The organism is Cupriavidus sp. MEYA8, assembly GCF_059278825.1.
The window spans coordinates 768,590-793,169 of the sequence record NZ_CM181221.1 but is presented as its reverse complement, the minus strand read 5'-3'; the positions used below and the strand labels follow the sequence as shown (position 1 = coordinate 793,169).

General features: G+C 67.6%; 20 protein-coding genes and 1 tRNA gene. 6 read left to right on the top strand and 15 right to left on the bottom strand.

Going from position 1 to position 24,580, the window contains the following annotated elements; all coding sequences use genetic code 11:
* Positions 1 to 39: 39 nt before the first annotated feature.
* Positions 40 to 2,610 (top strand): cyanophycin synthetase, encoded by a 2,571-nt coding sequence (cphA, locus tag AC5WJ1_RS03655; RefSeq protein ID WP_195428285.1) that lies wholly within the window; start codon positions 40 to 42, stop codon positions 2,608 to 2,610.
* Between the two features lie 85 nt (positions 2,611 to 2,695).
* Here the strand turns inward: cphA and AC5WJ1_RS03650 are convergent, their stop codons facing one another.
* The 4 genes from AC5WJ1_RS03650 to AC5WJ1_RS03635 form a co-directional block, all read right to left on the bottom strand.
* A complete protein-coding gene (locus AC5WJ1_RS03650) occupies positions 2,696 to 3,355 on the bottom strand; it encodes an amino acid ABC transporter permease (RefSeq protein WP_133093995.1) in 660 nt (219 codons plus the stop codon).
* Positions 3,356 to 3,504: 149 nt separating this feature from the next.
* A complete protein-coding gene (locus AC5WJ1_RS03645; RefSeq protein ID WP_133093994.1) occupies positions 3,505 to 4,326 on the bottom strand; it encodes a transporter substrate-binding domain-containing protein in 822 nt (273 codons plus the stop codon).
* Positions 4,327 to 4,532: 206 nt separating this feature from the next.
* A complete protein-coding gene (locus AC5WJ1_RS03640) occupies positions 4,533 to 5,441 on the bottom strand; it encodes a glutamate/aspartate ABC transporter substrate-binding protein (protein ID WP_135706219.1) in 909 nt (302 codons plus the stop codon).
* Positions 5,442 to 5,548: 107 nt separating this feature from the next.
* A complete protein-coding gene (locus AC5WJ1_RS03635; RefSeq protein WP_195428287.1) occupies positions 5,549 to 6,835 on the bottom strand; it encodes a D-amino acid dehydrogenase in 1,287 nt (428 codons plus the stop codon).
* A gap of 152 nt (positions 6,836 to 6,987) precedes the next feature.
* Here AC5WJ1_RS03635 and AC5WJ1_RS03630 point away from each other — a divergent pair, with 152 nt between their 5' ends.
* Both AC5WJ1_RS03630 and paeA read left to right on the top strand, forming a co-directional pair.
* On the top strand, positions 6,988 to 7,974 hold the full coding sequence (locus AC5WJ1_RS03630; protein ID WP_133093992.1) for a LysR family transcriptional regulator: 987 nt from the start codon (positions 6,988 to 6,990) through the stop codon (positions 7,972 to 7,974).
* A 90-nt stretch (positions 7,975 to 8,064) separates the two neighbouring features.
* Positions 8,065 to 9,378: a polyamine export protein PaeA gene (paeA, locus tag AC5WJ1_RS03625; protein WP_195428289.1), complete on the top strand. Its 1,314-nt coding sequence runs from the start codon at positions 8,065 to 8,067 to the stop codon at positions 9,376 to 9,378.
* On the opposite strand, the gene AC5WJ1_RS03620 is transcribed toward paeA, so the two are convergent.
* From AC5WJ1_RS03620 to AC5WJ1_RS03595, 6 genes are all read right to left on the bottom strand, one after another.
* On the bottom strand, positions 9,266 to 10,402 hold the full coding sequence (locus AC5WJ1_RS03620; protein WP_195428291.1) for a phosphatase PAP2 family protein: 1,137 nt from the start codon (positions 10,400 to 10,402) through the stop codon (positions 9,266 to 9,268). The two genes, paeA and AC5WJ1_RS03620, sit on opposite strands and share 113 nt — an antisense overlap.
* Positions 10,395 to 11,282 (bottom strand): DUF1653 domain-containing protein, encoded by an 888-nt coding sequence (locus AC5WJ1_RS03615; RefSeq protein ID WP_195428293.1) that lies wholly within the window; start codon positions 11,280 to 11,282, stop codon positions 10,395 to 10,397. The genes AC5WJ1_RS03620 and AC5WJ1_RS03615 overlap by 8 nt, the downstream gene beginning before the upstream one ends.
* 178 nt (positions 11,283 to 11,460) lie before the next feature.
* Positions 11,461 to 11,550, bottom strand: a tRNA-Ser gene (locus AC5WJ1_RS03610).
* Positions 11,551 to 11,630: 80 nt separating this feature from the next.
* A complete protein-coding gene (gene serS, locus AC5WJ1_RS03605; RefSeq protein ID WP_195428363.1) occupies positions 11,631 to 12,935 on the bottom strand; it encodes a serine--tRNA ligase in 1,305 nt (434 codons plus the stop codon).
* 116 nt (positions 12,936 to 13,051) lie between these two features.
* On the bottom strand, positions 13,052 to 14,431 hold the full coding sequence (locus AC5WJ1_RS03600; protein WP_133093988.1) for a replication-associated recombination protein A: 1,380 nt from the start codon (positions 14,429 to 14,431) through the stop codon (positions 13,052 to 13,054).
* A gap of 116 nt (positions 14,432 to 14,547) precedes the next feature.
* Positions 14,548 to 15,678, bottom strand: coding sequence for an ABC transporter ATP-binding protein (locus AC5WJ1_RS03595; protein ID WP_195428295.1), 1,131 nt, complete (start codon positions 15,676 to 15,678; stop codon positions 14,548 to 14,550).
* A 124-nt stretch (positions 15,679 to 15,802) separates the two neighbouring features.
* On the opposite strand from AC5WJ1_RS03595, the gene AC5WJ1_RS03590 reads away from it, so the two are divergent.
* Entirely contained in the window at positions 15,803 to 17,446 is a 1,644-nt protein-coding gene (locus AC5WJ1_RS03590; protein WP_195428297.1) for an ABC transporter permease, read from the top strand.
* Positions 17,447 to 17,596: 150 nt separating this feature from the next.
* The gene (locus AC5WJ1_RS03585; RefSeq protein WP_195428299.1) at positions 17,597 to 18,271 is read left to right on the top strand and encodes a HEAT repeat domain-containing protein; all 675 of its coding nucleotides are present in this window, start codon (positions 17,597 to 17,599) and stop codon (positions 18,269 to 18,271) included.
* Positions 18,272 to 18,323: 52 nt separating this feature from the next.
* Here AC5WJ1_RS03585 and AC5WJ1_RS03580 read toward each other — a convergent pair whose 3' ends face one another.
* The 4 genes from AC5WJ1_RS03580 to lolA form a co-directional block, all read right to left on the bottom strand.
* Complete coding sequence (locus AC5WJ1_RS03580) at positions 18,324 to 19,361, bottom strand: Fe(3+) ABC transporter substrate-binding protein (protein ID WP_133093984.1); 1,038 nt, start codon at positions 19,359 to 19,361, stop codon at positions 18,324 to 18,326.
* Positions 19,362 to 19,560: 199 nt separating this feature from the next.
* Complete coding sequence (locus AC5WJ1_RS03575; protein WP_195428303.1) at positions 19,561 to 19,899, bottom strand: hypothetical protein; 339 nt, start codon at positions 19,897 to 19,899, stop codon at positions 19,561 to 19,563.
* A 98-nt stretch (positions 19,900 to 19,997) separates the two neighbouring features.
* Positions 19,998 to 20,435 carry a hypothetical protein gene (locus AC5WJ1_RS03570; RefSeq protein ID WP_243736828.1) on the bottom strand — a complete coding sequence of 146 codons (438 nt, stop codon included), beginning with the start codon at positions 20,433 to 20,435 and terminating at the stop codon, positions 19,998 to 20,000.
* Between the two features lie 8 nt (positions 20,436 to 20,443).
* Positions 20,444 to 21,079: an outer membrane lipoprotein chaperone LolA gene (gene lolA / locus AC5WJ1_RS03565; protein ID WP_135704747.1), complete on the bottom strand. Its 636-nt coding sequence runs from the start codon at positions 21,077 to 21,079 to the stop codon at positions 20,444 to 20,446.
* A gap of 150 nt (positions 21,080 to 21,229) precedes the next feature.
* On the opposite strand from lolA, the gene AC5WJ1_RS03560 reads away from it, so the two are divergent.
* Positions 21,230 to 22,003 carry a hypothetical protein gene (locus tag AC5WJ1_RS03560; protein ID WP_494476374.1) on the top strand — a complete coding sequence of 258 codons (774 nt, stop codon included), beginning with the start codon at positions 21,230 to 21,232 and terminating at the stop codon, positions 22,001 to 22,003.
* A gap of 51 nt (positions 22,004 to 22,054) precedes the next feature.
* Here the strand turns inward: AC5WJ1_RS03560 and AC5WJ1_RS03555 are convergent, their stop codons facing one another.
* Positions 22,055 to 24,391, bottom strand: a complete 2,337-nt coding sequence (locus AC5WJ1_RS03555; RefSeq protein ID WP_195428314.1) for a DNA translocase FtsK — start codon at positions 24,389 to 24,391, stop codon at positions 22,055 to 22,057.
* Between the last annotated feature and the right edge of the window lie 189 nt (positions 24,392 to 24,580).

The following is a 24,580-nucleotide window of genomic DNA, read 5'->3' as shown; positions in this document are numbered from 1 at the left end:
GCGCCCGAACACAGCGCATAGAAGACACGGAACCGTTCCATGGAAGTCTCCCGTATCCGGGCCCTGCGGGGCCCGAACCTGTGGTGCCGCCACACCGCCATTGAAGCCATCGTGGCCTGCCAGGACACCGCCGACATGCTGTCGGACCTGCCCGGCTTCGAAGACCGGCTGCGCGCGCGCTTTCCCGAGATCGGGCCGCTGCGCCCAGACGAGGAATCGGGCGAGCTCTCGCTCGCGCACGTGCTGGAAGTCGCCGCGTTGCGCCTGCAGGCGGCCGCCGGCTGCCCGGTCACGTTCAGCCGCACCGCGCAGACGGTGGAGCCCGGCACCTACCAGGTGATCGTGCAGTACAGCGAGGAAGAAGTCGGCCGGCTCGCGTTCGGGCTGGCCGAGGCCCTGTGCCTGGCCGCGCGCGACGACTCCGCCTTCGACCTGGCCGACGCGCTGCATCGCCTGCGCGACCTGGACGAAGACGTGCGCCTGGGGCCCAGCACCGGCTCGATCGTCTACGCCGGCGTGGCGCGTGGCATCCCCTACCGGCGCCTGACGCAGGGCTCGATGGTGCAGTTCGGCTGGGGCAGCAAGCAGCGCCGCATCCAGGCCGCCGAGACCGACCGCACCAGCGCCGTGGCCGAATCGATCGCGCAGGACAAGGAACTGACCAAGAGCCTGCTGCACGCCGCCGGCGTGCCGGTGCCGCTGGGCCGCTCGGTGCGCAGCGCCGAGCAAGCCTGGGCCGCCGCGCAGGAAATCGACGCCCCGGTGGTGGTCAAGCCGCGTGACGGCAACCAGGGCAAGGGCGTGGCGGTGCGGATCCGCACCCGCGAGGAAGTGATGACGGCCTACGAGGTCGCCTCGGACATCAGTTCCGACGTGATCGTCGAGCGCTACATCCCCGGCCATGACTTCCGCCTGCTGGTGGTGGGCAAGCAGCTGGTGGCGGCCGCACGCCGCGACCCGCCGCAAGTGACCGGCGACGGCGTGCACACCGTGCGCCAGCTGGTCGAGGAAGTGAACCGCGATCCGCGCCGCGGCGAAGGCCATGCCACCTCGCTGACCAAGATCCGCTTCGACGATATCGCGCTGGCCGTGCTGGCCAAGCAGAACCTGACCGCCGACTCCGTGCCGGCCAAGGGCACGCGCGTGGTGCTGCGCAACAACGCCAACCTGTCCACCGGCGGCAGCGCCACCGACGTGACCGACGACGTCCACCCGGACATCGCCGCGCGCGCCGTGGCCGCGGCGCAGATGGTGGGCCTGGACATCGCCGGCGTCGACGCCGTGTGCGAGACCATGCTCAAGCCGTTCGAGGAACAGGCCGGCGGCATCGTCGAGGTCAACGCCGCGCCGGGCCTGCGCATGCACCTGCAGCCGTCGTACGGCAAGGGCCGCGCGGTGGGCGAGGCGATCATCTCGACCATGTTCTCCGATGGCGACGATGGCCGCATCCCGGTGGTGGCCGTCTCCGGCACCAACGGCAAGACCACGACGGTGCGCCTGATCACCCATATCATGGCCACCAGCGGCCTGCGCATGGGCATGACCGGCACCGACGGCGTCTATATCCAGGGCGAGCGCATCGACACCGGCGACTGCAGCGGCCCGCGCAGCGCGCGCAACGTGCTGCTGCACCCCGATGTCGACGCGGCCGTTTTTGAAACCGCGCGTGGCGGCCTGCTGCGCGAAGGCCTGGCCTTCGACCGTTGCGACGTGGCCGTGGTGACCAACGTCGGCGAAGGCGACCACCTGGGCCTGTCGTACATCAATTCGGTGGAAGACCTGGCGGTGCTCAAAAGCGTGATCGTGCAGAACGTCGCGCCGCACGGCATGGCCGTGCTCAACGCCGGCGACCCGATGGTGGTGCGCATGGCCGACGCCTGCCCCGGCAGCGTGACCTTCTTCGCGCACGATCCGAACCAGCCGGCGATGGCCACCCACCGCGCGCAAGGCAAGCGCGTGGTCTTTGTCGACGGCGCCGAGATCGTGGCGTCGGAGGGCGATACCCAGGTGCGCATCGCGCTGGCGGAGATCCCGCTGACGCGCAACGGCACCATCGGCTTCCAGGTCGAGAACGCGATGTCGTCGATCGCCTCGGCGTGGGCGCTGGGCATCGACTGGGCCATCATCCGCCGCGGCCTGGCCACCTTCGTCAATGACGCCGCGACGGCTCCCGGCCGCTTCAACGTGTTCGACTACAAGGGCGCCACTCTGATCGCCGACTACGGGCACAACCCGGACGCGATCCAGGCATTGTGCAACGCGGTCGAGACCATGCCGGCCGGCCGCCGCGTGGTCGTGATCAGCGGTGCCGGCGACCGCCGCGACGAGGACATCCGCCGTCAGACGCAGATCCTGGGCGGCGTGTTCGACGAAGTGGTGCTGTACCAGGACCAGTGCCAGCGCGGCCGTGCCGACGGCGAGGTGCTGGCGCTGCTGCGCGAAGGCCTGCAGGGCGCGCAGCGCACCAGCCAGGTCGAGGAAATCCGCGGCGAATTCCTGGCCATCGATACCGCGTTGTCGCACCTGAAGCCGGGCGACCTGTGCCTGGTCCTGGTGGACCAGGTGGAAGAGGCGCTGGGGCATATTGCCAGGCGCATCGCGCAGGGCTGAGCGCGCGGGCCGGCAACGGCCCGCATTGCCGAAAAGAAGAGCCAGCTCTCCGGAGCTGGCTCTTTTGCTTTGGCAGCGGCGCGGCTCAGTGCCTGCCCGGCAGCGACAGCTTGCGCTCCAGCATATGCTGCAGCCCGGACAGCCCGGTGCTCAACACCCAGTAGATCGCCGCCACCGCCAGGTACAGCGGCAACGGCTGGTATGTCGCCGCGATGACCTCCTGCGCGGTGCGCAGCAGTTCGGTCACCGTGATCACCGACACCAGCGACGTATCCTTGATCAGGCTGATCAGGCTGTTCGACAGGCTCGGCACCGCCAGCCGCAGCGCCTGCGGACCCACCACGTAGCGCAGCGCCTGCGCCGGCGTCAGCCCCAGGCTGTACGCCGCCAGCCATTGGCCCCGCGCCACGCCGAGGATGGCGCCGCGCATGCTTTCCGACAGGTACGCCCCCACGTTCAGGCTCAGCGTCAGCACGCCGGCCGGCGTGGGCTCCAGCGCGATGCCGACGCCCGGCAGCCCGTAGTACACGACGAAGATCTGCACCAGCAGCGGCGTGCCGCGCATGATGCTGACGTAGGCGCGCGCCACCGCCTTGAGCGCGCGGCTGTGGCTGATGCCCATCAGCGCGACCACGGTGCCAAGCACCAGTCCGAACACCATCGACCACAACGCGAACTTGATGGTCAGCAGCGTGCCCTGCAGCAGCACGGGCAGGGAATCGATGACGAGCTGGAGAGCGGACATGGGCGTGGCGGCGGACTGAAGGTAATAAAACAAAGCGGCGCGGCAGCCCTGCAGGCCGCCGCGCCGCGACATGATACCGCCCGCCTCGCGGGCCGGCTTAGTTGATCCGCTTACTTGATGCGCTTACTTGATGCGCTTAGTTGACCGGCTTACTTGACCGGCTTGCCGGCGGGCTTGGTCACGTCGGTGCCAAACCACTTCACCGACAGCTTGCCAAGCGTGCCGTCCTTGCTCAGGTCTTCCAGCGCGTGGTTGATGGCCTGCGCGAACTTGGGATTGTCCTTGCGGAACGGGATGGCCACCTGCGTGGTCGCGCCCGCCACGATCGCGCCCGCCCGCAGCGGCAGGTTGGCGGTCTTGACCAGGTAGGCGACCATGAGCCGGTCATTCAGCGCGGCGTCGACGCGCTGTGCCGCCAGGTCGCGCAGGTACTCGGGCGCGCCGGGATAGGTCTTGACGTCGATGCCGGCCACCGACTTGGCCAGCTCGTTGTAGTTGCTGCCCAGGCTGACGCCGAGCTTGTGGCCCTTCAGGTCTTCCAGCGACTTGAACTGGCGCTTGTCGTCCTTGCGCTGGATCAGCTGCGCATCCGAGTAGACGTAGGGCGTGGAAAAGTCCAGCACCTGCTGGCGCTGCGGCGTGACGTTGACCTGGTTGACGATCACGTCGAACTTGCCTGCCTGCAGTCCGGCAATGATGCCGCTCCATTCGGTGGTGACGAACTCGGGCTTGACCCCCAGCTTGCCTGCGACCGCGCGCGCGACATCGACGTCAAACCCTTCCAGCTCGTTCTTGGCGCCGCGGAAGCCGAACGGCGGGTACGTGCCCTCCAGCCCGATCTTGAGCACGCCGGCCTGCTTGACGGTGTCGAGCAGGTCGGCGGCATGGGCCGCGGTGGCCGCCAGGCCGGCCCCCGCCATCAGCGAGGCCGCCAGCAGCGACTTGAACCAGCCAGTACGAATCGATCGCATATGTTCTCCAGTGGATGCGGATAGGCAGTAAGTGGGCAGGCAACGCCGGCTGGCCTCTCGTGGAAGGCTGCCGGCCGGTTGTGCTGCTATGAGCCTATATCGGGCTCTACACTACCGCAAACGCTATCGATGGCGAAATAACGATTCATTATGGCTATATAACCGCCGGGGCGATGCATCCGCCACGGCGGCTATGCCCTTCGCCGTTACTGGTAGGCCTTGTCGTTGGGCGCCGCGAACAGTGCCTTCATGTCGGCCGACAGCGGGTAGTTCATGTTGATGTTGCGGGGCGGGATCGGCGACATGAACCACTTGTTGTAGAGCTTCTCCGCGCGGCCGCTGGTCTGCAGGTCGGCGATCACGCCGTCGGCCAGCTTCTTGAACGAAGGGTCGTCCTTGCGGAACATGCAGGCGTAGTTCTCGATCTGCAGCGGCGCGCCGACCACCATCCAGTCGCCGGCGCTCTTGGCCTTGGTGCGCTCGCCATACAGCAGCGGCTCGTCCATGACGAAGGCCGCAGCGCGGCCGCTTTCCAGGATCAGGAAGGACTGGCCATGGTCCTTGGTGCTGATCAGGTTCATGTTCATCGCCTTCTCGCCGTTCATCTTGACCAGCAGGCGCTCGCCGGTGGTGCCGGCGGTGGTGACCACGTTGCGGTCCTTCAGGTCGGTGAACTCCTTCACGCCCGAGTCTTTCTTGGTCAGCATCTTGATGCCGTAGACGAACAGGCTGTTGGAGAACGCCACCTGCTTCTGGCGCTCCAGGTTATTGGTGGTGCTGCCGCACTCGATATCGATGGTGCCGTTCTGCACCAGCGGGATGCGGTTCTGCGAAGTGATCGGCGTCAGCCGCACCTGCAGGTTCGGCATCTTCAGCTCGCTCTTCACCTTGTCGACGATCTGCAGCAGGATCTCGTGCGAGTAGCCCATCACCTCCTTGCCGTCGGTGTACGAAAACGGGATCGACGATTCGCGGTAGCCCAGCGAGATCACGCCGCTGTCCTTGATCTTCTTCAGCGTGTCGCCGTCGGCAGCCTGGGCCGCGCCGGCGGCCAGCAACAGCGTGGCAGCCGCGAGCATACGTCGGGTGGCAAGGCGGGTGTGCAATGGTTTCATGTCGCGCTCCTTGTAGTGGGGCTTGGTCATTGAGGCTCGTTTTCTCGAGGTAATGCGGTAATGCGAACTCATGGGTACTGCAGGAACCATTGCTTCATGCCGCTGCGCTACGCGCGCGCGGCATCGAAATCCGCGGCGTCGAGGGCCGGGCGCCGCCCCGCCAGCCGGTCGGCCAGCAGGCCGGCGCTGCCCATCGCCAGCGTGAAGCCCAGCGCGCCATGGCCCAGGTTCAGCCACAGGCCCGACACGCGCGACGGCCCGATCAGCGGCAGCCCGTCCGGCGTGGCCGGGCGCAGGCCCGCCCACGGCTGCAGCTGCGCCAGCGGCAGGTCCGGCACGATGCCGTCGAACAAGGCGCGCGTCTGCGCCACCAGCGTGCCGACCCGCTCCGGGTCGATGCGGGTGCCGCCGCGCACCAGGTCGGCCATGCCCGCCACCCGCAGTGTATTGCCGATCCGCGCGTAAACGATCTTGTTGGCGAAATCCGTCACGCTGATATGCGGGGCGCGCGCGCCACTGGCCAGCGGTACGGTGATGCTGTAGCCCTTGAGCGGCCACAGCATCGGCCGCACACCCAGCGGACGCAGCAGCGGCACGCTGCCGATGCCGCCCGCGACCACGACCACGTCGGCCGGCACCTCGCCGGCATCGGTGCGCACCCCGGTCACGCGTCCGCCCTGCTGCTGCAGTCCGTGCACCACGGTGCCGAAGCGCAGCGACACGCCAGTGCGGCCGCCGCCGTGTTGCAGCAACCGTGCCAGCGACACGCAGAAGCGGTGGCAGTCGCCCACCTCCTCGCTCGGCGTATAAATGGCGCCGGCGATCTCTTCGCGGATGCCGGCCAGCGCGGGCTCCAGCGCGACGCAGGCATCGCGGTCCAGCGCCTGCTGCTCGCAGCCCAGGCTGGCCTGGTAATCCAGCAGCCGGCAGGCCGAGGCGAACGCCGCTTCGTCGCGGTGCACTACCAGCTTGCCGCGCCGCGCAAAATCGAAGCCGAAGCCGCTGTCCTCGTGCTCGTGCTGCGCCACGAACGCCTGCAGCTGGTCGCGCGAATAGAAGCCCAGGCGCAGCAGCTTGCGCGTGGTGGCCTCGCTGGTGCCGGCATTGCAGGCGCCCATGAAGGCCGCCAGCCAGCGCCATTGCGCGGGATCGGCCACCGGGCGGAAGCGCATCGGCGAATCGCGCCGCAGCAGCCAGCCCGGCACCTTGCCCATCACGCCCGGCCCGGCCAACGGCGCCACGTAGCTGTAGCTGAGCTGCCCGCCGTTGGCAAAGCTGGTTTCCTCGCCGGGACCCTGGTGCCGTTCCAGCACCGTCACCTCATGCCCGTCCTGGGCCAGGCGCCACGCCGTTGTCATGCCGACCACCCCGGCGCCCACGATCACTACCCGCATTGACTTCCTTGTTGCATCAAAAGACCGATGCCAGAGGGTAGATCAGCGGGGCCGGCTTGCCCAATGCGAATACGTGCCAGAATATGTCTTCAGGCTATGGATGGCCTGTGCCTATCGTTCCAGACGTCCCTAATTCCAGACGCCCTAAGCCAATGCGCCTGCGCCAGATCGAGGTTTTCCGCGCCGTAATGCTGACCGGCACCGTCAGCGAAGCCGCGCGCCTGCTGCACGTGTCCCAGCCCGTGGTCACGCGCGTGCTGCAGCATGCCGAGGCCTCGCTCGGCTTCCGCCTGTTCGAGCGCGTGCGCGGGCGGCTGCAGCCGACTCCCGAGGCCAACGCCTTGTACGGCGATGTCGAAAGGCTATACGGCGAGATCGAGCGCGTGCGCCGCGTCTCGGAAAGCCTGCGCCACAAGGGCGCCGGGCGCCTGCGCGTGGCGGCCACGCCGAGCCTGGCCAACCCGCTGCTGGTGCCGGCGGTGCGGCGCTTCTGCGCGCGCCACCCCGACACCCAGGTGCAGGTGCTGACCCACCATACCGACGAGATCGTCGGCGCGCTGCTGGCCAACCAGATCGACCTGGGTTTCGCCTTCTCGCCGCCGCGCCACGAGGCCATTTCCAGCGAACCGGTGGCCAGCGGCCGCATGTTGCTGGCGGTGCCGCGCGGCCAGCCGCTGCCCGCCGCGGGACGCCGCCGCCAGGTGCCGATGCAGCGGCTGATGGATCGCCCCTTCATCGGCTATGACGACAACAGCTCGCTCGGCCTGCTGGTGCGCCAGACGCTGGCGCGGCACGCGCTCGAGCCGCGCTCGACGCTGGAGGTGCAGACCTATTCGCTGGCGCTGGCGCTGGTCGATGCCGGACTTGGCCTGACGCTGCTGGACCAGTACACCGCGCTCAGCGCCAATCCCGGCCATGTCGCGCTGCATGACGTGGCGCCGGAACTGCCGTTCGAGATCCAGATGCTGCGCGCCAGCCACCGCGCCGGTTCCAGCCTGGCCGACGACCTGCGCGTGCAGTTTGCGCAGGCCGCGCAGGAACTGGCAGCAACGCTGCCGCAACGGCTGGAAGCGCCGGTGGTCAGCCTGGACGGCGCACTGCCGGGCGGCGCCAGGGTGCGCACGGCCATACTGGAATGACGGCCGCGCCGGCGCCGATTTGACAGCTTCACAGGCGGTGCACCATCATCAAGCCGCCTGCACTCGCTGGCCGCATGCGCCACACCGCCTATGTTCGTCCTGACCCTGACCGCCCTTGTCCTGGTCAGCGCCTTCTTCTCCATCTCCGAGATCGCGCTGACCGCCGCACGCCGCACCAAGCTGCAGGTCTTGTCCGAGCGCGGCGATGGCCGCGCCACGCGCGTACTGCTGCTCAAGGAAGAGCCAGGGAATTTCTTCACCATCGTGCAGATCGGCGTCAACAGCGTGGCCATCCTCGCCGGTATCCTCGGCGAGAAGCACGTGTCCGACCTGCTGCTGGAAACGCTGTCGCCGTATATGCAGGTGGTCCACGCGCAGCGCGTGGCCAATATCGGCTCGTTCCTGATCGTGACGCTGCTGTTCATCCAGTTTGCCGACCTGATCCCCAAGCGCATCGCGATGACATTCCCGGAAGCGTGCGCGCTGGCCGTGATCGACCCGATGCTGACGCTGCTGCGCGTGCTCAAGCCACTGGTGTGGGTCTTCAACGCCGCCGCCGATGCCGCGCTGCGGCTGCTGCGCCTGCCGACCAAGCCGGTCGACCAGATCACCACCGAGGACATCGCCGCCATGGTCGATGCCGGCGCCGAGGCGGGTGTGCTGCACAAGCATGAGCTGCACCTGATCGAGAACGTGTTCGAACTCGGCTTCAAGGGCATCACCGCGATCATGACGCCGCGCGACGACGTGGTCTGGCTGAGCCTGGACGAGCCCGCTGACAGCGTACGGCGCAAGCTGGTCAACCAGCCGCATGCGCAATACCCGGTGTGCGGGCACGACCTGGACGATGTGCAGGGCTATATCGATTCCAAGGACATCCTGCAGCTGCTGCTGGCCGACGAGAGCGCCGCGGTGATCGGCAATATCGGCCGCCACCATGACAAGAACGTGCTGGTGATCCCCGACACGCTGACGCTGTCCGAGGGACTGACGCGCTTCCGCGAGATGCACCAGAACTTTGCCGTGGTGATGAACGAGTACGGGCTGGTGGTGGGCATCGTCACGCTCGACGATATCGTCGGCGCGCTGATGGGCGACATCCTCTATTCCAGCGAAGACGAGCAGATCGTGCGCCGCGACGACAGCTCGTGGCTGGTCGACGGCCTGACGCCGCTGGTGGACCTGAAGAAAGCGCTGGAACTCGATGCCCTGCCCGGCGAGGACTATGTCGACACCGCCGGCGGGCTCGTGATCTACGCGCTCAAGCGCATCCCGAAGAAATCCGAGTCGATTACCGTGGCGGGCTATCGCTTTGAAGTGCTGGACATCGACCATCACAAGATCGACCAGCTGCTGGTATCGCGCCTGCCCGCGCCAGAAGAGCCTGCTGCGCAGCAACCGTAGCTGTAACCGCGCCTGCCTGCCGATAACGCTCCAGCGTATCCGGCATGCGGAACCAGGCCACGTAGCCGAACGCCACCACCACCGCGGCTGCCGCCACCGCGCCGAGCCGCCACGGCGCCACCGCATCCCGTGGCGCCGGCACATGGAGCGTATGGTAGGCAGTGCCGAGCAACGCGATCCACGCCAGTCCCAGCGCGTAGCCCGCGGCCACGTCGGACAGCCAGTGCATGCCCAGGTACAGCCGCGACACCCCGATCGCCGCCACCGCCACCACGGTCAGCGCCAGCACCGGGATGCGCACGCGCCATGGCTGGCGCAGGCACAGCAGGAACGCCAGGAAACCGTACGTCACCATGCTGCTGGTGGCGTGGCCGCTGGGAAACGAATACGACTCCAGCCCGCTGTAGATGCTGGCCGGCCGCACCCGCGCCATGCCGAGCTTGAGCGCCATCACGCAGGCGCGCGCGCCCAGCAGCGCCGCGGACCAGTACAGCGCCGTGACCCACGCGCGCAGCCACCACAGCCACGCGAACACCGCCACGCCGACCGCGACCGAGATGCGCGCACCGCCCAGCTCGGTCACCGCGACCATGGCGATATCGAGCCAGTCGCGGCGCCATGCGCGCCCCTGCGCGAACACAAGCTGGTCGAGACGGACCACTTGGTCGCCCTGCGCGATTTCGGCGGCGAGCCAGAACAGCGCTGCCCCGCAAGCCAGCAGCGCGGCGCCGGCCACGAGCACCAGCAGCAATTCGGCGATATCGCGTTCCAGCACGCGCAGCGTCAGCGTGCTCACGCGGCGCGGGCGATCCTGTGCGGCCACGCGCGTCGACAAGGCACCGGCGCCCCAGACGCGCATGCCGTCGAGCCAGCGCACCAGCGGGCGCAACAGCGCCACCAGCAGCGGCACCACGCACAGCAGCAGCACCGTGGCGAGCGTGAACAGGCCGAGCAAACCCAGCGCCGTCCCGGGCGTCAGCCAGGCATCGGCAACCGTGCCCACGCGCGCCGGCAGTTCAGGCACGCGCAGCCTGCGCGCCGCCGATGCGCGCGATATTGGCGCGCGCGGGCGCCTCGCAGTCGGCAAAGGGCGGCGTCAGGAACAGCCGCGGCCGCTGCGCCAGCTCGCCCAGGAAGGCCGCGCGCCGGCGCCCGAACTCCGCCAGCAGCGCATCGCCCTGCAAGCCGGTGCGCGCGGCCAGCATGGCGCGGTTCTCCGCGAAGACATCGGCGCTGTGGGCATCGAATACGTCAGGAGGCGCGGCCAGCCGGAACAGGTCGAGATCGAGCACGCTGTCCGCGCCGTCGATGGTCGGCGTATGCGTGCGCGTGTCGCGCACGATCTGCGCGGCACGATCGAGCGCCGCGCGCTCCAGCGCCGGTGCAATCGTCTCGATCAACGCAGCTGATGCCGATTCGTTGTGCTCGCAGCCCGGCACATAGACCGCGTCGTGGCACAGCACCGCCAGCGCCTGCGCCGGATCCAGCGCGACGCCGCGCGCGTGGGCGACTTCGAACATTTCCAGGATATGGCGGGGGCCGTGGTAGTGCCGGTACGGCGTGTCATGCAGCCCCAGCACATCCAGCACCGTCTTGCGCGGCAGGAAGTCGAGGCAGGCCAGCGCCGCGGGCCAGTCCGGAGCGAAGCGCGGCACCTCTCCGTGCGGCGTCGCCACGGGCTCGCTGAACACGTCGGCGCGGCGCACCCAGAGCAATGCGGGATCGCGCAGCGCGCGATAGACGACTGCCGGCGCGAGGTCGGCCTCCAGGCGTCCGATGCCGACCACCGCATAGGCACCGCCCTTGTGGTGGCGGTACGGCATACCGGCAATCAGATTGGGGTCGTCGGGAAGTTCCGCGGGGTCGCCGTGGAATTCGGCAGGCGTGGGGGATGGCTGTGTCATCGGTGGCCTCGTTCATGGCGGTCCGCTGGATCGCCATGATAGTGCACCGCAAGGCGCTGGCAGCGATGAAACCGACCGCCGGAAAAAACAAAACCGACGCTCACTTCCGCGAGCATCGGTCCGAGTTTTACTACACTGTTGTTGCCTGCCGGCGGTCGAGACCGACAGCTTTTTGTCATGGCGGAGAGGGTGGGATTCGAACCCACGGTACCGTCGCCGGTACGCCTGATTTCGAGTCAGGTACATTCGACCACTCTGCCACCTCTCCGGTAACTGCTTTGCCGTGTGGCGAAACCGAGATTATAGCCACACCGCACCAGCCAGCGCAAGAGGCCGGAAACAGATTTTTTACAGCTCCGGTTCCAGGCGAGTGACGCCGCCCATGTAAGGCTGCAGCGCGGCCGGCACCGTGACCGAGCCGTCGGCGTTCTGGTAGTTCTCGAGGATGGCCACCAGCGTGCGGCCCACGGCCAGGCCCGAGCCGTTCAGCGTGTGCACCAGCTCCGGCTTGCCCTGCCCCGCGCGCATGCGTGCCTGCATGCGGCGCGCCTGGAAGTCGCCCATGTTCGAGCACGAGCTGATCTCGCGGTAGGTATTCTGCGCGGGGATCCACACTTCGAGGTCATAGGTCTTGGTGCTGCCGAAGCCCATGTCCCCCGTGCACAGCACGATGGTGCGGAACGGCAGTTCCAGCTTCTTCAGGATCGCCTCGGCGTGGCCGGTCAGTTCTTCCAGCGCGTCGAACGATTGCGCGGCCGGAACGATCTGCACCATCTCGACCTTGTCGAACTGGTGCTGGCGGATCATGCCGCGCGTGTCCTTGCCGTACGAACCTGCTTCCGAGCGGAAGCACGGCGTATGCGCGACGAAGCGCAGCGGCAGCTTCTCGCCGGCGACGATGGCGTCGCGCACGATATTGGTCAGCGGCACCTCGGCGGTCGGGATCAGGTAGAAGTTTTCGATGCGCTCGCCTTCCTCGCTGCCGACCTTGCGCGGCACCTTGAACAGGTCTTCCTCGAACTTGGGCAACTGGCCGGTGCCGCGCATCGACGCGGCGTTGACGATATACGGCACGTACATTTCGGTATAGCCGTGTTCCTGCGTATGGGTGTCGAGCATCAGCTGCACCAGCGCGCGGTTCATGCGCGCCACGCCGCCGCGCAGCATCGAGAAGCGCGAGCCGGTCACCTTGACCGCGGTATCGAAATCCAGGCCCAGCTTTTCGCCCACGTCGACGTGGTCGCGCACGGCAAAGTCGAACTGGCGCGGCTCGCCCACGCGGCGCACTTCGACGTTCTGGGTCTCGTCATTGCCCACCGGCACGCTTTCGTGCGGCAGGTTGGGGATCGACAACATCAGCTCCGCCAGATGCGCCTGGATCTCGTCGAGCCGCGCGGCCGAGGCCTTGAGTGTGTCGCCGATGCCACCGACTTCGGCCATCACGGCCGAGGCGTCCTCGCCCTTGCCCTTGAGCATGCCGATCTGCTTGGACAGGCTGTTGCGGCGCGCCTGCAGTTCCTCGGTCTGCGTCTGCAGTTGCTTGCGTTCGGCCTCGAGTGCCTGGAACGCCGCCACGTCGAGTTGGAAGCCGCGCGTGGCAAGGCGTTGCGCCACGGCGTCGATGTCTTTGCGGAACAGCTGGATGTCGAGCATGTTGCTTGAGGTGAAGTGCAGGGCCAGCGACATGCCGGCGGACCCGCCATTTTACTGCACCCGCATGGGCCGGGACGAGCGAACTGGCGGCGGAAGACGCCGCTGGCCTGCGGAAGCTACTGGTCCTTGCCGCCGCCCTTGTCACCGTCCTTGCCAGCTTTCTCCCGCGCTTTGACCGCGCGCTGCTCGCGATGCCAGGCGTCGTCCAGCTCGCGCAGGTGGCGCAGCTTCTCGGCGATCTTGCCTTCCAGCCCGCGCGGCACCGGCTGGTACCAGCCCTGCGCCTTCAGGTCGTCCGGAAAATAGTGCTCGCCGGCGGCGTAGCCTTCGGGCTCGTCGTGCGCGTAGCGGTAGGCATGGCCGTAGCCAAGCTCCTTCATCAGCCTTGTCGGCGCATTGCGCAGGTGCACCGGCACCGCTCGCGACTTGTCCTTGCCGACGAAGGCGCGTGCCGCGTTGTACGCGTTGTAGCCGGCATTGGACTTGGGCGCGATGGCCAGGTAGATCAGCGCCTGGCCCAATGCGAGTTCACCCTCAGGCGAGCCCAGCCGCTCATAGGTCTCGGCCGCGTCCAGCGTGATGCGCGCGGCGCGGGGATCGGCCAGCCCGATGTCTTCCCACGCCATGCGCACGATGCGCCGCGCCAGGTAGCGCGGATCGGCGCCGCCGTCGATCATGCGGCAGAACCAGTACAGGGCGGCGTCGGGGTCCGAGCCGCGCACCGACTTGTGCAGCGCGCTGATCTGGTCGTAGAAGGCATCGCCGCCCTTGTCGAAGCGGCGCAGGTTTTCCGACAGCGCGCTGCCCAGCAGCGCGGTATCGATCTGCGCGGCCCCGGCGGTGCGTGCGGCACGCGCCACGATCTCTATGTTGTTCAGCAGCTTGCGCCCGTCGCCATCGGCCGAGGCCACGATCAGCTGCAGCGCCTCGTCCTGCCACGCGATGCCGCCGAGCTCTTCGCTGGCGCGCAGGGCCAGCTGCGTCAGCTCGGCATCGTCCAGGCTCTTGAGCACGTAGACCGCCGCGCGCGACAGCAAGGCGCCGTTGACCTCGAAGGATGGATTCTCGGTGGTCGCGCCGATGAAGGTGAACAGCCCGCTCTCGACGTGCGGCAGGAAGGCATCCTGCTGGCTCTTGTTGAAGCGGTGCACCTCGTCGACGAACACCAGCGTGCGCCGCCCGTGCGCGCGGAACTGTTCGGCGCGCTCCACCGCCTCGCGGATGTCCTTGACGCCCGACAGCACCGCCGACAGCGCGATGAACTCGGCGTCGAAGGCATCGGCCATCAGCCGCGCCAGCGTGGTCTTGCCCACGCCGGGCGGGCCCCACAGGATCATCGAATGCGGCTCGCCCGACTCGAACGCCACGCGCAGCGGCTTGCCCGGGCCCAGCAGGTGCTGCTGCCCGATCACCTCGTCGATGGTGCGTGGGCGCAGGCGCTCGGCCAGCGGTTGCCGGGAACGGTCAGGGGTATCGGAGAACAGCGAGTCCGCCACGTCATCAAACCTTGCGATTGCAGAACGCCACAGTGTAGACCATCGGCGCGCCGCGCTTGGTGCCGCGCCTGGTGCCGCGCCTGGTGCCGCGCCTAGTGCCGGGCCAGCGTGCCGGGCTAGGCGGCAAAGGCGACCACGTCCTCGATCTCCGCGCGGATGCCGATGCGCTCGCCCACCGCGTGGTTGTGGTGCGAGGGCACCAGCGCCAGCACCCGGCCGCCGCTGGCCAGCCGCAGCGTGTACAGGATCTCGGCGCCCCGGAAGGCCTTGTGCATCACCTCCGCCTGCATCGGGCTGGCGTCGTCGTGGACGATGTCGTCAGGACGTACCAGCACGTCGACCGGGGCATCCGCGGGCAGCTGCAGGGGCACCGCCGGGTGCAGCATGCCCAGCTCCACTTCGATCCGCCCATCGCCGCGCAGGTGCCCCGGCATCAGCACCCCCTGCCCGATAAAGCCGGCGACGAAGCGCGACGCCGGGCGGTGGTACAACTCGTGCGCACTGCCCCACTGCTCGATCACGCCGTCATGCATCACGCCGATCTCGTCGGCCATGGCAAAGGCCTCGTACTGGTCATGCGTAACCAGGATGGCGGTGGTGCCTTGTGCCTTCAGGATCGCGCGCACTTCCAGGCTCAGGCGCTCGCGCAGATCGACATCGAGGTTGGAGAACGGCTCGTCGAGCAGCAGCAGTTCGGGCCGCGGCGCCAGTGCGCGCGCCAGCGCCACCCGCTGCTGCTGGCCGCCCGAGAGCTCGTGCGGATACTTGCGGCCCGAGCCGGCAAGCCCGACCAGCTGCAGCACCTCTTCCACCCGCTCCGCACGCTCTGCACGGCCGGCGCGGGTCAGACCGAAACCGACGTTGGCGGCCACGTCCAGGTGCGGGAACAGCGCGTAGTCCTGGAACACCATGCCGATGCGGCGCTGCTCCGGCGGCACCAGCGCGTCCGACGACGACACGGTCCTCCCGTCCAGCACAATGCGGCCGTCCTGCAACGGCTCGAAGCCGGCGATGGCGCGCAGCACGGTGGTCTTGCCGCAGCCGCTGGGGCCCAGCAGGCAGGCGATGTTGCCGCGCGCCAGCGCAAACGACAGGCCCTTGACCACCGCTTGCCGGCCGAACGCATGCCGGATACGGTCGACCTCGATGACGGCGGCGCTGGCGGCAGCCTCGTGGGTGCCGCTGCGAGCCATCGGCCGCGTGCGTGCCTGGGCTTCGGGTAATCGGGAATAGGAATCGGTTCGCATGTGCGCATTATAGGGACGTGGCGTCGCGCCGCGGGCCCTCTAGTGCCCGGCATTGCTAAAATGGGGCAGCCCGCTGCCGCGCCGGCGCCACATTGTCCGGGCGCGCTCCCATCGAATCCACCGCATGCTCCTACCCAGCCGCCGCCGCTTCCACCCCCTGACCCTGGCCACGCTCGCGATGGCGCTGCTGATCGCCGTGCCCGTGCTGGTGGTCGCCTCGGCCGTGCTGCTGCCCGCCGGCGAGACCTGGCGCCACCTGATCGACACGGTGCTGGCAGAGTATGTGATCAACACCATCTGGCTGCTGCTGGGCGTGGCCGCGGGCGTGCTGCTGCTTGGCGTGACCACCGCATGGCTGGTCTCGACCTACCGCTTCCCAGGCCATGCCGTGATGGAATGGGCGCTGGTACTGCCGATGGCGATGCCGGCCTATGTGATCGCCTACGCCTACACCGATGCGCTGCAGTTCGCCGGGCCGGTGCAAGGCTGGCTGCGCGAACTGACCGGCTGGAAGGCGCGCGACTACTGGTTCCCGGACATCCGCTCGCTGGGCGGCGCCATCGCGCTGTTTTCGCTGGTGCTGTATCCCTACGTCTACCTGACGGCGCGCGCCGCCTTCCTGCAGCAGACCCAGAACACGATCGAAGCCGCGCGCTTGCTCGGCCACGGCACCTGGAGCCGGCTCTGGCGCGTGGTGCTGCCGCTGGCCCGGCCCGGCATCGTCGCCGGCACCGCGCTGGCGATGATGGAAACGCTGGCCGACTTCGGCACCGTGGCGTACTTTGCCATCCCCACGTTTTCCACCGGCATCTACCGTGCATGGTTTTCGCTCGGCGACAAGAATGCGGCGGCACAGCTGTCGGCATGCATGCTGCTGTTCGTCGCCGCGATCCTGCTGATGGAGCGCGCCAGCCGCGGTCGGGCGCAGGTCTACGGCAACCAGCGCCGCGCCGCGGCATGGAAGCTCGGCGGCACGCGCGGCTGGCTCGCGCTGGCGGCCTGCGCCGTGCCGGTGCTGCTGGGCTTCCTGGTGCCGGCGCTGATGCTGTGCCGCATGGCCTTTACCGACGGCGACGCCCATTTCGGTCCGCGCTTTGTCGGGCTGGTGCGCAACAGCTTCCTGCTGGCCAGCGCGACGGCGCTGGCGGCCGTGCTGGTGGCGCTGGCGATCGGCTACGCCGGACGCGCCGCGAACGGCCGGCGCGGGTGGCTGATGCGCGGGCTGACGCGGCTTTGCGGCATGGGCTATGCGCTGCCCGGGTCGGTCATCGCCGTGGGTGTGCTGGTGCCGGTGGCGCGCTTCGACAATGCCTTGTCGGCATGGCTGCAGCAGCAGTTCGGGCTGTCGGTCGGTTTGCTGCTGACCGGCGGCATCGCGGCGCTGGTGTATGCGCTGCTGGTGCGTTTCCTGGGCGTAGCGCTGCAGACGGTCAATGCGGGCCTGGGCAAGATCACGCCCAGCATGGACGCCGCCGCGCGCAGCCTCGGCCACGGCCCCGGCGCCACGCTGCGGCGCGTGCATTTCCCGATGCTGCGCGGCAGCCTGCTGACGGCGGCGCTGATCGTCTTTGTCGATGTGATGAAGGAGCTGCCGGCTACCTTCGTGATGCGGCCGTTCAACTTCGATACGCTGGCCGTGCAGGCGTACAACCTCGCTGCCGACGAACGCCTGACCGAAGCCGCGACCGCGTCGCTGGTGATCGTCGCCGTCGGCCTGCTGCCGGTGATCGTGCTGTCGCGCACGATCCGGCGCGAGGCGCAGCGCTGAGCCGCCCCACTAGCCCACTCGCTCAGTAGCCCGCTAAAGTCCCGCCGTGCCGCGCCGATAGCCTTTCATGGCCCGGCGCTCGCCCGGGGACAAGAACAGCGGCACGCCGGATCCTTTCGCGCCTGCCGCCGGAATGCCTGACGGGGGCGTATGCTGCGATACCACATCCTGTTGTTCAAGCTGAACCGGCTGGCCAGCCGCAACACGCTGAGCGGCGTGGAAGAAATCTCGCTGGCCGGCCAACTGGCCGAGATGATCGGATCCGCCGATACCGCGGCGCGCATCATCGACGACCTTGCCGACCACGCCAACCCGCAGGTGCGCCGTATCGCGCTCAACGCCATCCGCCGCGGGCGCCAGTTCACCTCGCCCAGCCTGCAGCCCGCGCTGGTACGCCGCATGGCGGATGCCGAAGCGGCAGTGCGCCATGATGCGGTGTGGATCGTGCAGGAATCGCGCATGGACGGCGCCGAACTGCGCGCGGCGCTGCGCCGGCTGGCGGGCAAGGTGCGGTTGCCATGGGACGCCGAGCGTGCCCGCGCCAATCCCGGCGACACGGCGCTCGCCGCGCAGGTGCGCGCCCGCATGGCGCTGGACAATCTGCTGGAAAAGAGTGCGGCGGAGCGCAACCAGGCGCTGGCCGCAATGGCGCTGGGAACGGTCGGGAACCAGCCCTATGCGGAAGGCACGGTCGGCCACAAGGGCCTGCTGCACCGCGCGCTGATCCGGCGCCAGGCCGGGCGGCGGCTCGACAGCAGCGTCAAGCTGACGTTCCGCAAGGTCGAGCCGGCCGGGGTGAAGGGCAACAAGCGGTTCCTGCTGTAACTCGGAACCGGCCGGCCGCCCTCGTGCAGGGACGGCCGGCCTGACCTGCGGCTTACTTGAAGCCCGCGCGGTCCAGCAGCTTCTGCGCCTGCGGCTGGTACTTGCCCAGCTCGGCCACGTTGATGCTGTCGGCCTTGAACTCGCCGAGCGAATCGAGCGCCGGATTGCTGACCTTCACGCCCTGCACCACCGGCCATTCATTGTTGCCGTCGGCAAAGTAGCGCTGCGCATCGTCGCTGGCCAGGTATTCCAGGAACTTGACCGCGGCCTCCTTGTTCGGCGCGTGCTTCAGCATGCCGCCGCCGGAGATGTTCATATGCACGCCCTGGCTTTTCTGGTTGGGCCACACCACCCCCAGCTTGTCGGCCACGGCCTTGTCTTCCGGCTTGGTCGACTTCAGCAGGCGTGCGATGTAGTAGGTGTTGGAGATCGCCACGTCGCACTCGCCCGCGGCCACGGCCTTGAGCTGGTCGGTATCGCCGCCCTTGGGCGCGCGCGCCAGGTTGGCTGCCACGCCGCGTGCCCATTGCTCGGTGCGCGCCTCGCCGTCGTGCGCGATCAGGCTGGACACCAGCGACAGGTTGTAGACGTGCCCGCTGGAACGCGTGCACACCTTGCCCTTCCACTTGGGATCGGCCAGGTCCTCGTAGGTGGCGATGTCGCCGGCCTTGACCGCGGTCTTGTTGTACGCGATCACGCGGCCGCGCGCCGAGAAGCCGAACCACTCGCCGTTCGGATCGCGGTAGTTGGCGGGAATGCGCGATTCCAGCACCTTGGACTTGACCGGCGCAAACACGCCGGCCTGCTGGGCCCGCCACAGGCGGCCGATATCGACGGTGATGAAGACGTCCGCCGGGCTGTTGGCGCCCTCATTGCGGATGCGCTCAAGCAGCGGATCTTCCTGGCCTTCGATGCGGTTGATCTTGATGCCGGTCTGCTTGGTGAAGTTGGCGTACAGCGCCTCGTCGGTCTGGTAGTGCCGTGCGGTATAGAGGTTCAGCACCTTTTCCTGCGCGGCGGCCGCCAGCGGCAGCGTCAGCAGGGCCAGCGCCGCGACACGCGGCAGCAAGGTTCGGATAGTGGTCTTCACGCGGATGGCTCCCCAGCATGGTTGGGCAGTCGCCAGCATCCGGGACACCCGGGACTGCCCGGTTATTGGATTCCGGACAGCCAGAAACAATATTGATTCTTGTTCAGCCGGTCAAATTACATTTTTGTCATGTTGGCGCATGTTGAGCAATCAATAATTGCGCGCCCGACGCACCATGTGGACGCGCTTGCACATCGCTTCAGCCGCGCCGCACCCACGCAACCTTGCCAGCCTTGATGCCGAGGGTGCGGCGCTGGGGGTTGTAGTCCATCGTGCCGGGAAACTGCTGCCCGTCGCGTTCGCCCAGCCGCCATGCACAGCCTTGCAGCAGGCCGACGGCCTCGGTCTCGCTCTTGCCCACCAGCGTGTCGTCGGCAACCTTGTCGGCGGCACAGCCGGCCGGGGTGCCCCGCGCACCTTGCGGGCCGGGCATTGGTGCCGGCTCGTTGGGCTGCGTCGCGCAACCGGCCAGCAAGGCCGCGCCCGCGGCCAGCCAGAGCAGTCGACGGGCATGTACTGTGGTTCGGATTGCAGGCATGTCGCTTCCTTTTTTGTTTCCGCTTGGATGTGGACGGTTCGACACATGTCCGCTGGCGGCGTTCCAATCGCAACGCATCAGCGCTGAAGCCGGCGCAATCAGCCTTTGGCGCGGTTGGCCAGCCTCTTCATCGCGTCGGCCGGCAACGGACCGTGGCACGTCCGTTCGCCGCCTGACTCGCTGACGACTAACCAGACCTGTTCGGGCTTGCCCTTGGGATGCAGCAGCCAGGCGGGGCCGCGCGCGTTGCTGCTGGGCGGCAGGTCTTCCAGCACGCCGGTGCTGGCGGACTGCAGCATGGCCGCGCATTCCGATGCGGGCACGCGCGTGGACTTCAGGAACTCCGCGTTGCCGAGCACTTCGGGCAACGCCGTGTCCGGCGCGCGCAGGAAGGAATCGACATCGAACTTGCTGGCGCCGCCGCCGACGCTGGCGCAAGCCGCCAGCGCCAGCGCGCCGGCACCCGCCAGGATCACTGCGCCGTAACGTCCGCGGGCAGCGACGATGCGAACGGCCATGGCTGAGTTGGCGATCATGGCGGGCCTCATTGCTTCATCACGTCGGCGCCCTTGGGCACCGTGAACCGGAATGCATCGGCCGCCAGCGGCGGGTTCTTCTGCATGTTCGTGAAGGTCAGCAAGGTGGTGTTGCCGAAGGCGTCGCGCAGTTCCATCGCTTCGAGGTTGCCGCCCTTGAAGCCAATGCCGATACGCTCAAACTGCGTGTCCTTGGCCTTGGGCGTCAGTTCCAGCCATTCCACGCCATCCCGGGTCGGGCCGTTCTTGATGGCGAAGTTCTTTTCCAGGTCGTTGCTGCCGAACAGGATCGCGGCCGGACTGGAACCCAGCGCGGCATCAAGCTTGCGCTCGGTGACCTGGTTCAGGTCCTTGTCGTAGATGTACAGGGTCTGGCCATCGGCCTGCAGCAGTTGCTCGTAGGGCTTGGTATAGCGCCAGGTGAACTTGCCCGGGCGCGCAAACACGAAGGTGCCGCTGGAGTTGCCGGTCACCTTGACGTTGGCGCCCTGCCCCTTGACCTGGCGCTGCGTGAACTCGCCGCGCGCGCTCTTCACACCGGTGACGAAGCTCTGCAGCTGGTCGGTAGCTGCGGCATGGGCCGGCGCCTGGATGGCAAACATCGCCAGCGCGGCGCAGGCCGACACGAGGATGCGGTTGCGCATGATTTGGATCCTGGTTGTTATCGAATGCGTTGACCCTGTGCGGCGTCTGACAGGCAGTCCACTGCACGGTCAACGTGTCTTGTTAGAGCCAGCTGCTGGTGCAGGATTCCGCGCCGCCCCTGCTTCGCGGGTAACCGGATATTACGGCAGATGGTGCGCGAACTGCGCCGGCTCAGGCACGAAAACTCTCAATTTGCGGTAAAGGACCCCGTAAAGCGAATCTCGTATCAGGACGAAACGCTTCTTTACTTGGCGTGGAAGACAATGCAGTGCATGTACGTAGAGCACTCGCCACGCCGCCTCTTGCTCGCTGCTTCGCCGGGAGGCGGCCAAATCCACTGGGCCAGCAATATGACCAACGCCAAACCTGCTGCCGGGCGTCAGCCATTCCGGCACGACGCCAGGCGTCTCGACCGCGACGAGATGAAGAGGATCGCGACACGCCAGGTCAGGATTGAACTCGACGCCTGGCAGGAAAAGACCGCTGCCAAGCCCTTTAATCCCGCCATGGTAGTCACGGGCATTCTGGCCGGTGTAGCGTTCGTCTTTTCCGTGATGTCGTGGCTGAATGAGAGCACCCAGGACAAGATCGAAAAGGCCACCGGTCCGCTCGCCTCTCGGATCACCGAAATGGACCGCCGCCTCACGGGTCGCCTGGACGCAGTTGATTCGCGCATCGAGCGCCTGGAGGTGCGGGTCGAAAAGGGCTTTGAAGAATTCAACGAGAAGTTAGAGAACGTCAACGCCAAGCTAGGGAACGTCAACGCGAAGGTCGACAACGTCAACGCGAAGGTCGACAACGTCAACGCGAAGGTCGACAACGTCAACGCGAAAGTCGACAACGTCAACGCCAAGGTCGACAACGTCAACGCCAAGGTCGACAACGTCAACGCGAAGCTCGACCTACTGCTTAAGCGCCGCTAGCACACTCAGGCTGCGCAATCCACGGCCAGCCTGAATGCCCGCCTCCGCTAGTCACTCATCATCCCGCGCAGCCGCGCCACCGCCCTGCGCCAGGATGTCGCGATTGCCATTGCCCGACATGGCCGAAACCAGCCCCGCCTTCTCCATATCCTCCAGCAGCCGCGCGGCGCGGTTGTAGCCGATGCGCAGGTGGCGCTGCACCAGCGAGATCGACGCGCGGCGATTCTTCAGCACCACTTCCACTGCCTGGTCATACAGCGGATCGGCCTCGCCGCCGCCACCGCCGATACCAGCGCCGCCGCCAAAGCCATCGCCGCCACCATCGTCCGTCAGGCCGCCTTCGAGGATGCCCTCGATGTAGTTGGCTTCCCCGCCTTCCTTCAGCTTCTCCACCACGCGGTGGACTTCATCGTCCGAGACAAAAGCGCCATGCACGCGCACCGGCAAGCCGGTGCCCGGCGCCAGGTACAGCATGTCGCCCATGCCCAGCAGCGTCTCGGCGCCCTGCTGGTCGAGGATGGTGCGCGAATCGATCTTGCTGCTGACCTGGAAAGCAATGCGGGTCGGCACGTTGGCCTTGATCAGGCCGGTGATCACATCCACCGACGGGCGCTGCGTGGCCAGCACCAGGTGCAGGCCGGCGGCGCGCGCCTTCTGCGCGATGCGGGCGATCAGCTCTTCCACCTTCTTGCCGACCACCATCATCAGGTCGGCCAGCTCGTCGATGACGATGACGATGGTGGGCAGCTTGTCCAGCGGCTCCGGCGCGTCCGGGGTCAGGCTGAATGGATTCGGGATCTTCTCTTCCCTGGCCGCGGCCTCGTCGATCTTCTTGTTGTAGCCCGCCAGGTTGCGCACGCCCAGCTTGCTCATCAGCTTGTAGCGCCGCTCCATCTCGCCGACGGCCCAGTTCAGCGCGTTGCCGGCCTGGCGCATATCCGTCACCACCGGGCACAGCAGGTGCGGAATGCCTTCGTAGACGCTCATTTCGAGCATCTTGGGGTCGATCAGGATCAGCCTCACGCTCTCAGGCTTGGCCTTGTACAGCAGCGACAGGATCATCGCGTTGATGCCCACCGACTTGCCCGAGCCCGTGGTGCCCGCGACCATGCAGTGCGGCATCTTGGCCAGGTCGGCCACCATCGGCTTGCCGGCGATGTCCTTGCCCAGCGCCATGGTCAGGCTGGAAGCGCTCTCGTTGTAGACCTGCGAGCCCAGGATCTCCGACAGGCGCACGGTCTGGCGCTTCGGATTCGGCAGCTCCAGGCCCATGTAGTTCTTGCCGGGGATGGTCTCGACCACGCGGATCGACACCAGCGACAGCGAACGCGCCAGGTCGCGCGCCAGGTTGACCACCTGGCTGCCCTTGACGCCGGTGGCCGGCTCGATCTCGTAGCGCGTGATGACTGGCCCCGGGTAGGCCGCCACCACCTTGACCTCCACGCCAAAGTCCTTGAGCTTCTTCTCGATCAGGCGCGAGGTGAATTCCAGCGTCTCGGCGCTGACCGTTTCCTGGTGCGGCGGGATCGGGTCGAGCAGCGACAGCGGCGGCAGGTCCGAGTCCTGGATATCGGCAAACAGCGGCTGCTGCTTCTCGCGTTCCACGCGCTCATGCTTGGGCACGGCCTGCGGACGCACGATCTGCACCGGCGGTGCCTCTTCGATGCGCACGCGCTGCACCTCGACGGTTTCCTTGCGCTCGACCTTGGCGGCCTCGCCGATGATGCGGTCCTGCTTGCTCTCGCGGCGTGCCTTGAAGCCCAGGAACATGGTCTCGACGAAACCGCCGATATGCTCGGCCACCGACAGCCACGAGAAGTGGAAGAACAGCGACAGCCCGATCGCGAACAGCAGCAGCAGCAGCAGCGTCGCCCCGGTGAAGCCCAGCGCCACCTGCATCCAGCCGCCCAGCGTGTCGCCCAGCACCCCGCCCGGCGCGCGCGGCAGCGCGGCGCGCAGCGGGTACATGCGGATCGCCTCCAGCCCCATGCTGGACAGCAGCGTCAGCACGAAGCCGACCCAGCTCACCGTCACGCCCTGGCGATGCTGGCGGTCGTCCGCGCGCTCGGGCAGCTCGGCCGTCAGCGTGCGCCAGCCGCGCCAGCAGCGCCGCACCAGCAGCACCGCCCACCAGTAAGCCGAGAAGCCGAAGATAAAGAACAGCACGTCGGCCACCCAGGCCCCGACACGGCCGCCCAGGTTATGGATATCGGCGACCTGGTTCGCATGCGACCAGCCGGGGTCGGTCTTGCTGTAGCTGGCCAGCACGCACAGGAAACCCAGCGTGACGGCCAGCAGCAGGAACCAGCGTACCTCGCCCAGCAGTTTGCCGATGCGGGATGGCAAGGCCGATGGATCGGTGCGGGTGGTCGTGGTAGCTCGGGCCATGCCTGGATAGGACTCTTTTAGGGTGATTCCGGATGCGTTTGGCGCCGCCGTCGGCCTGAGTCAGCGGACTGACGAGGTAACTGACGAGGTGACTGACGGGCATCGTGGCGGCCATTTTAACGTGGGCGGCGGCTATCGCACCCATTGGAATTTGCAACAGTGGGCAAATGCGGCTCCTCTTATAATGTC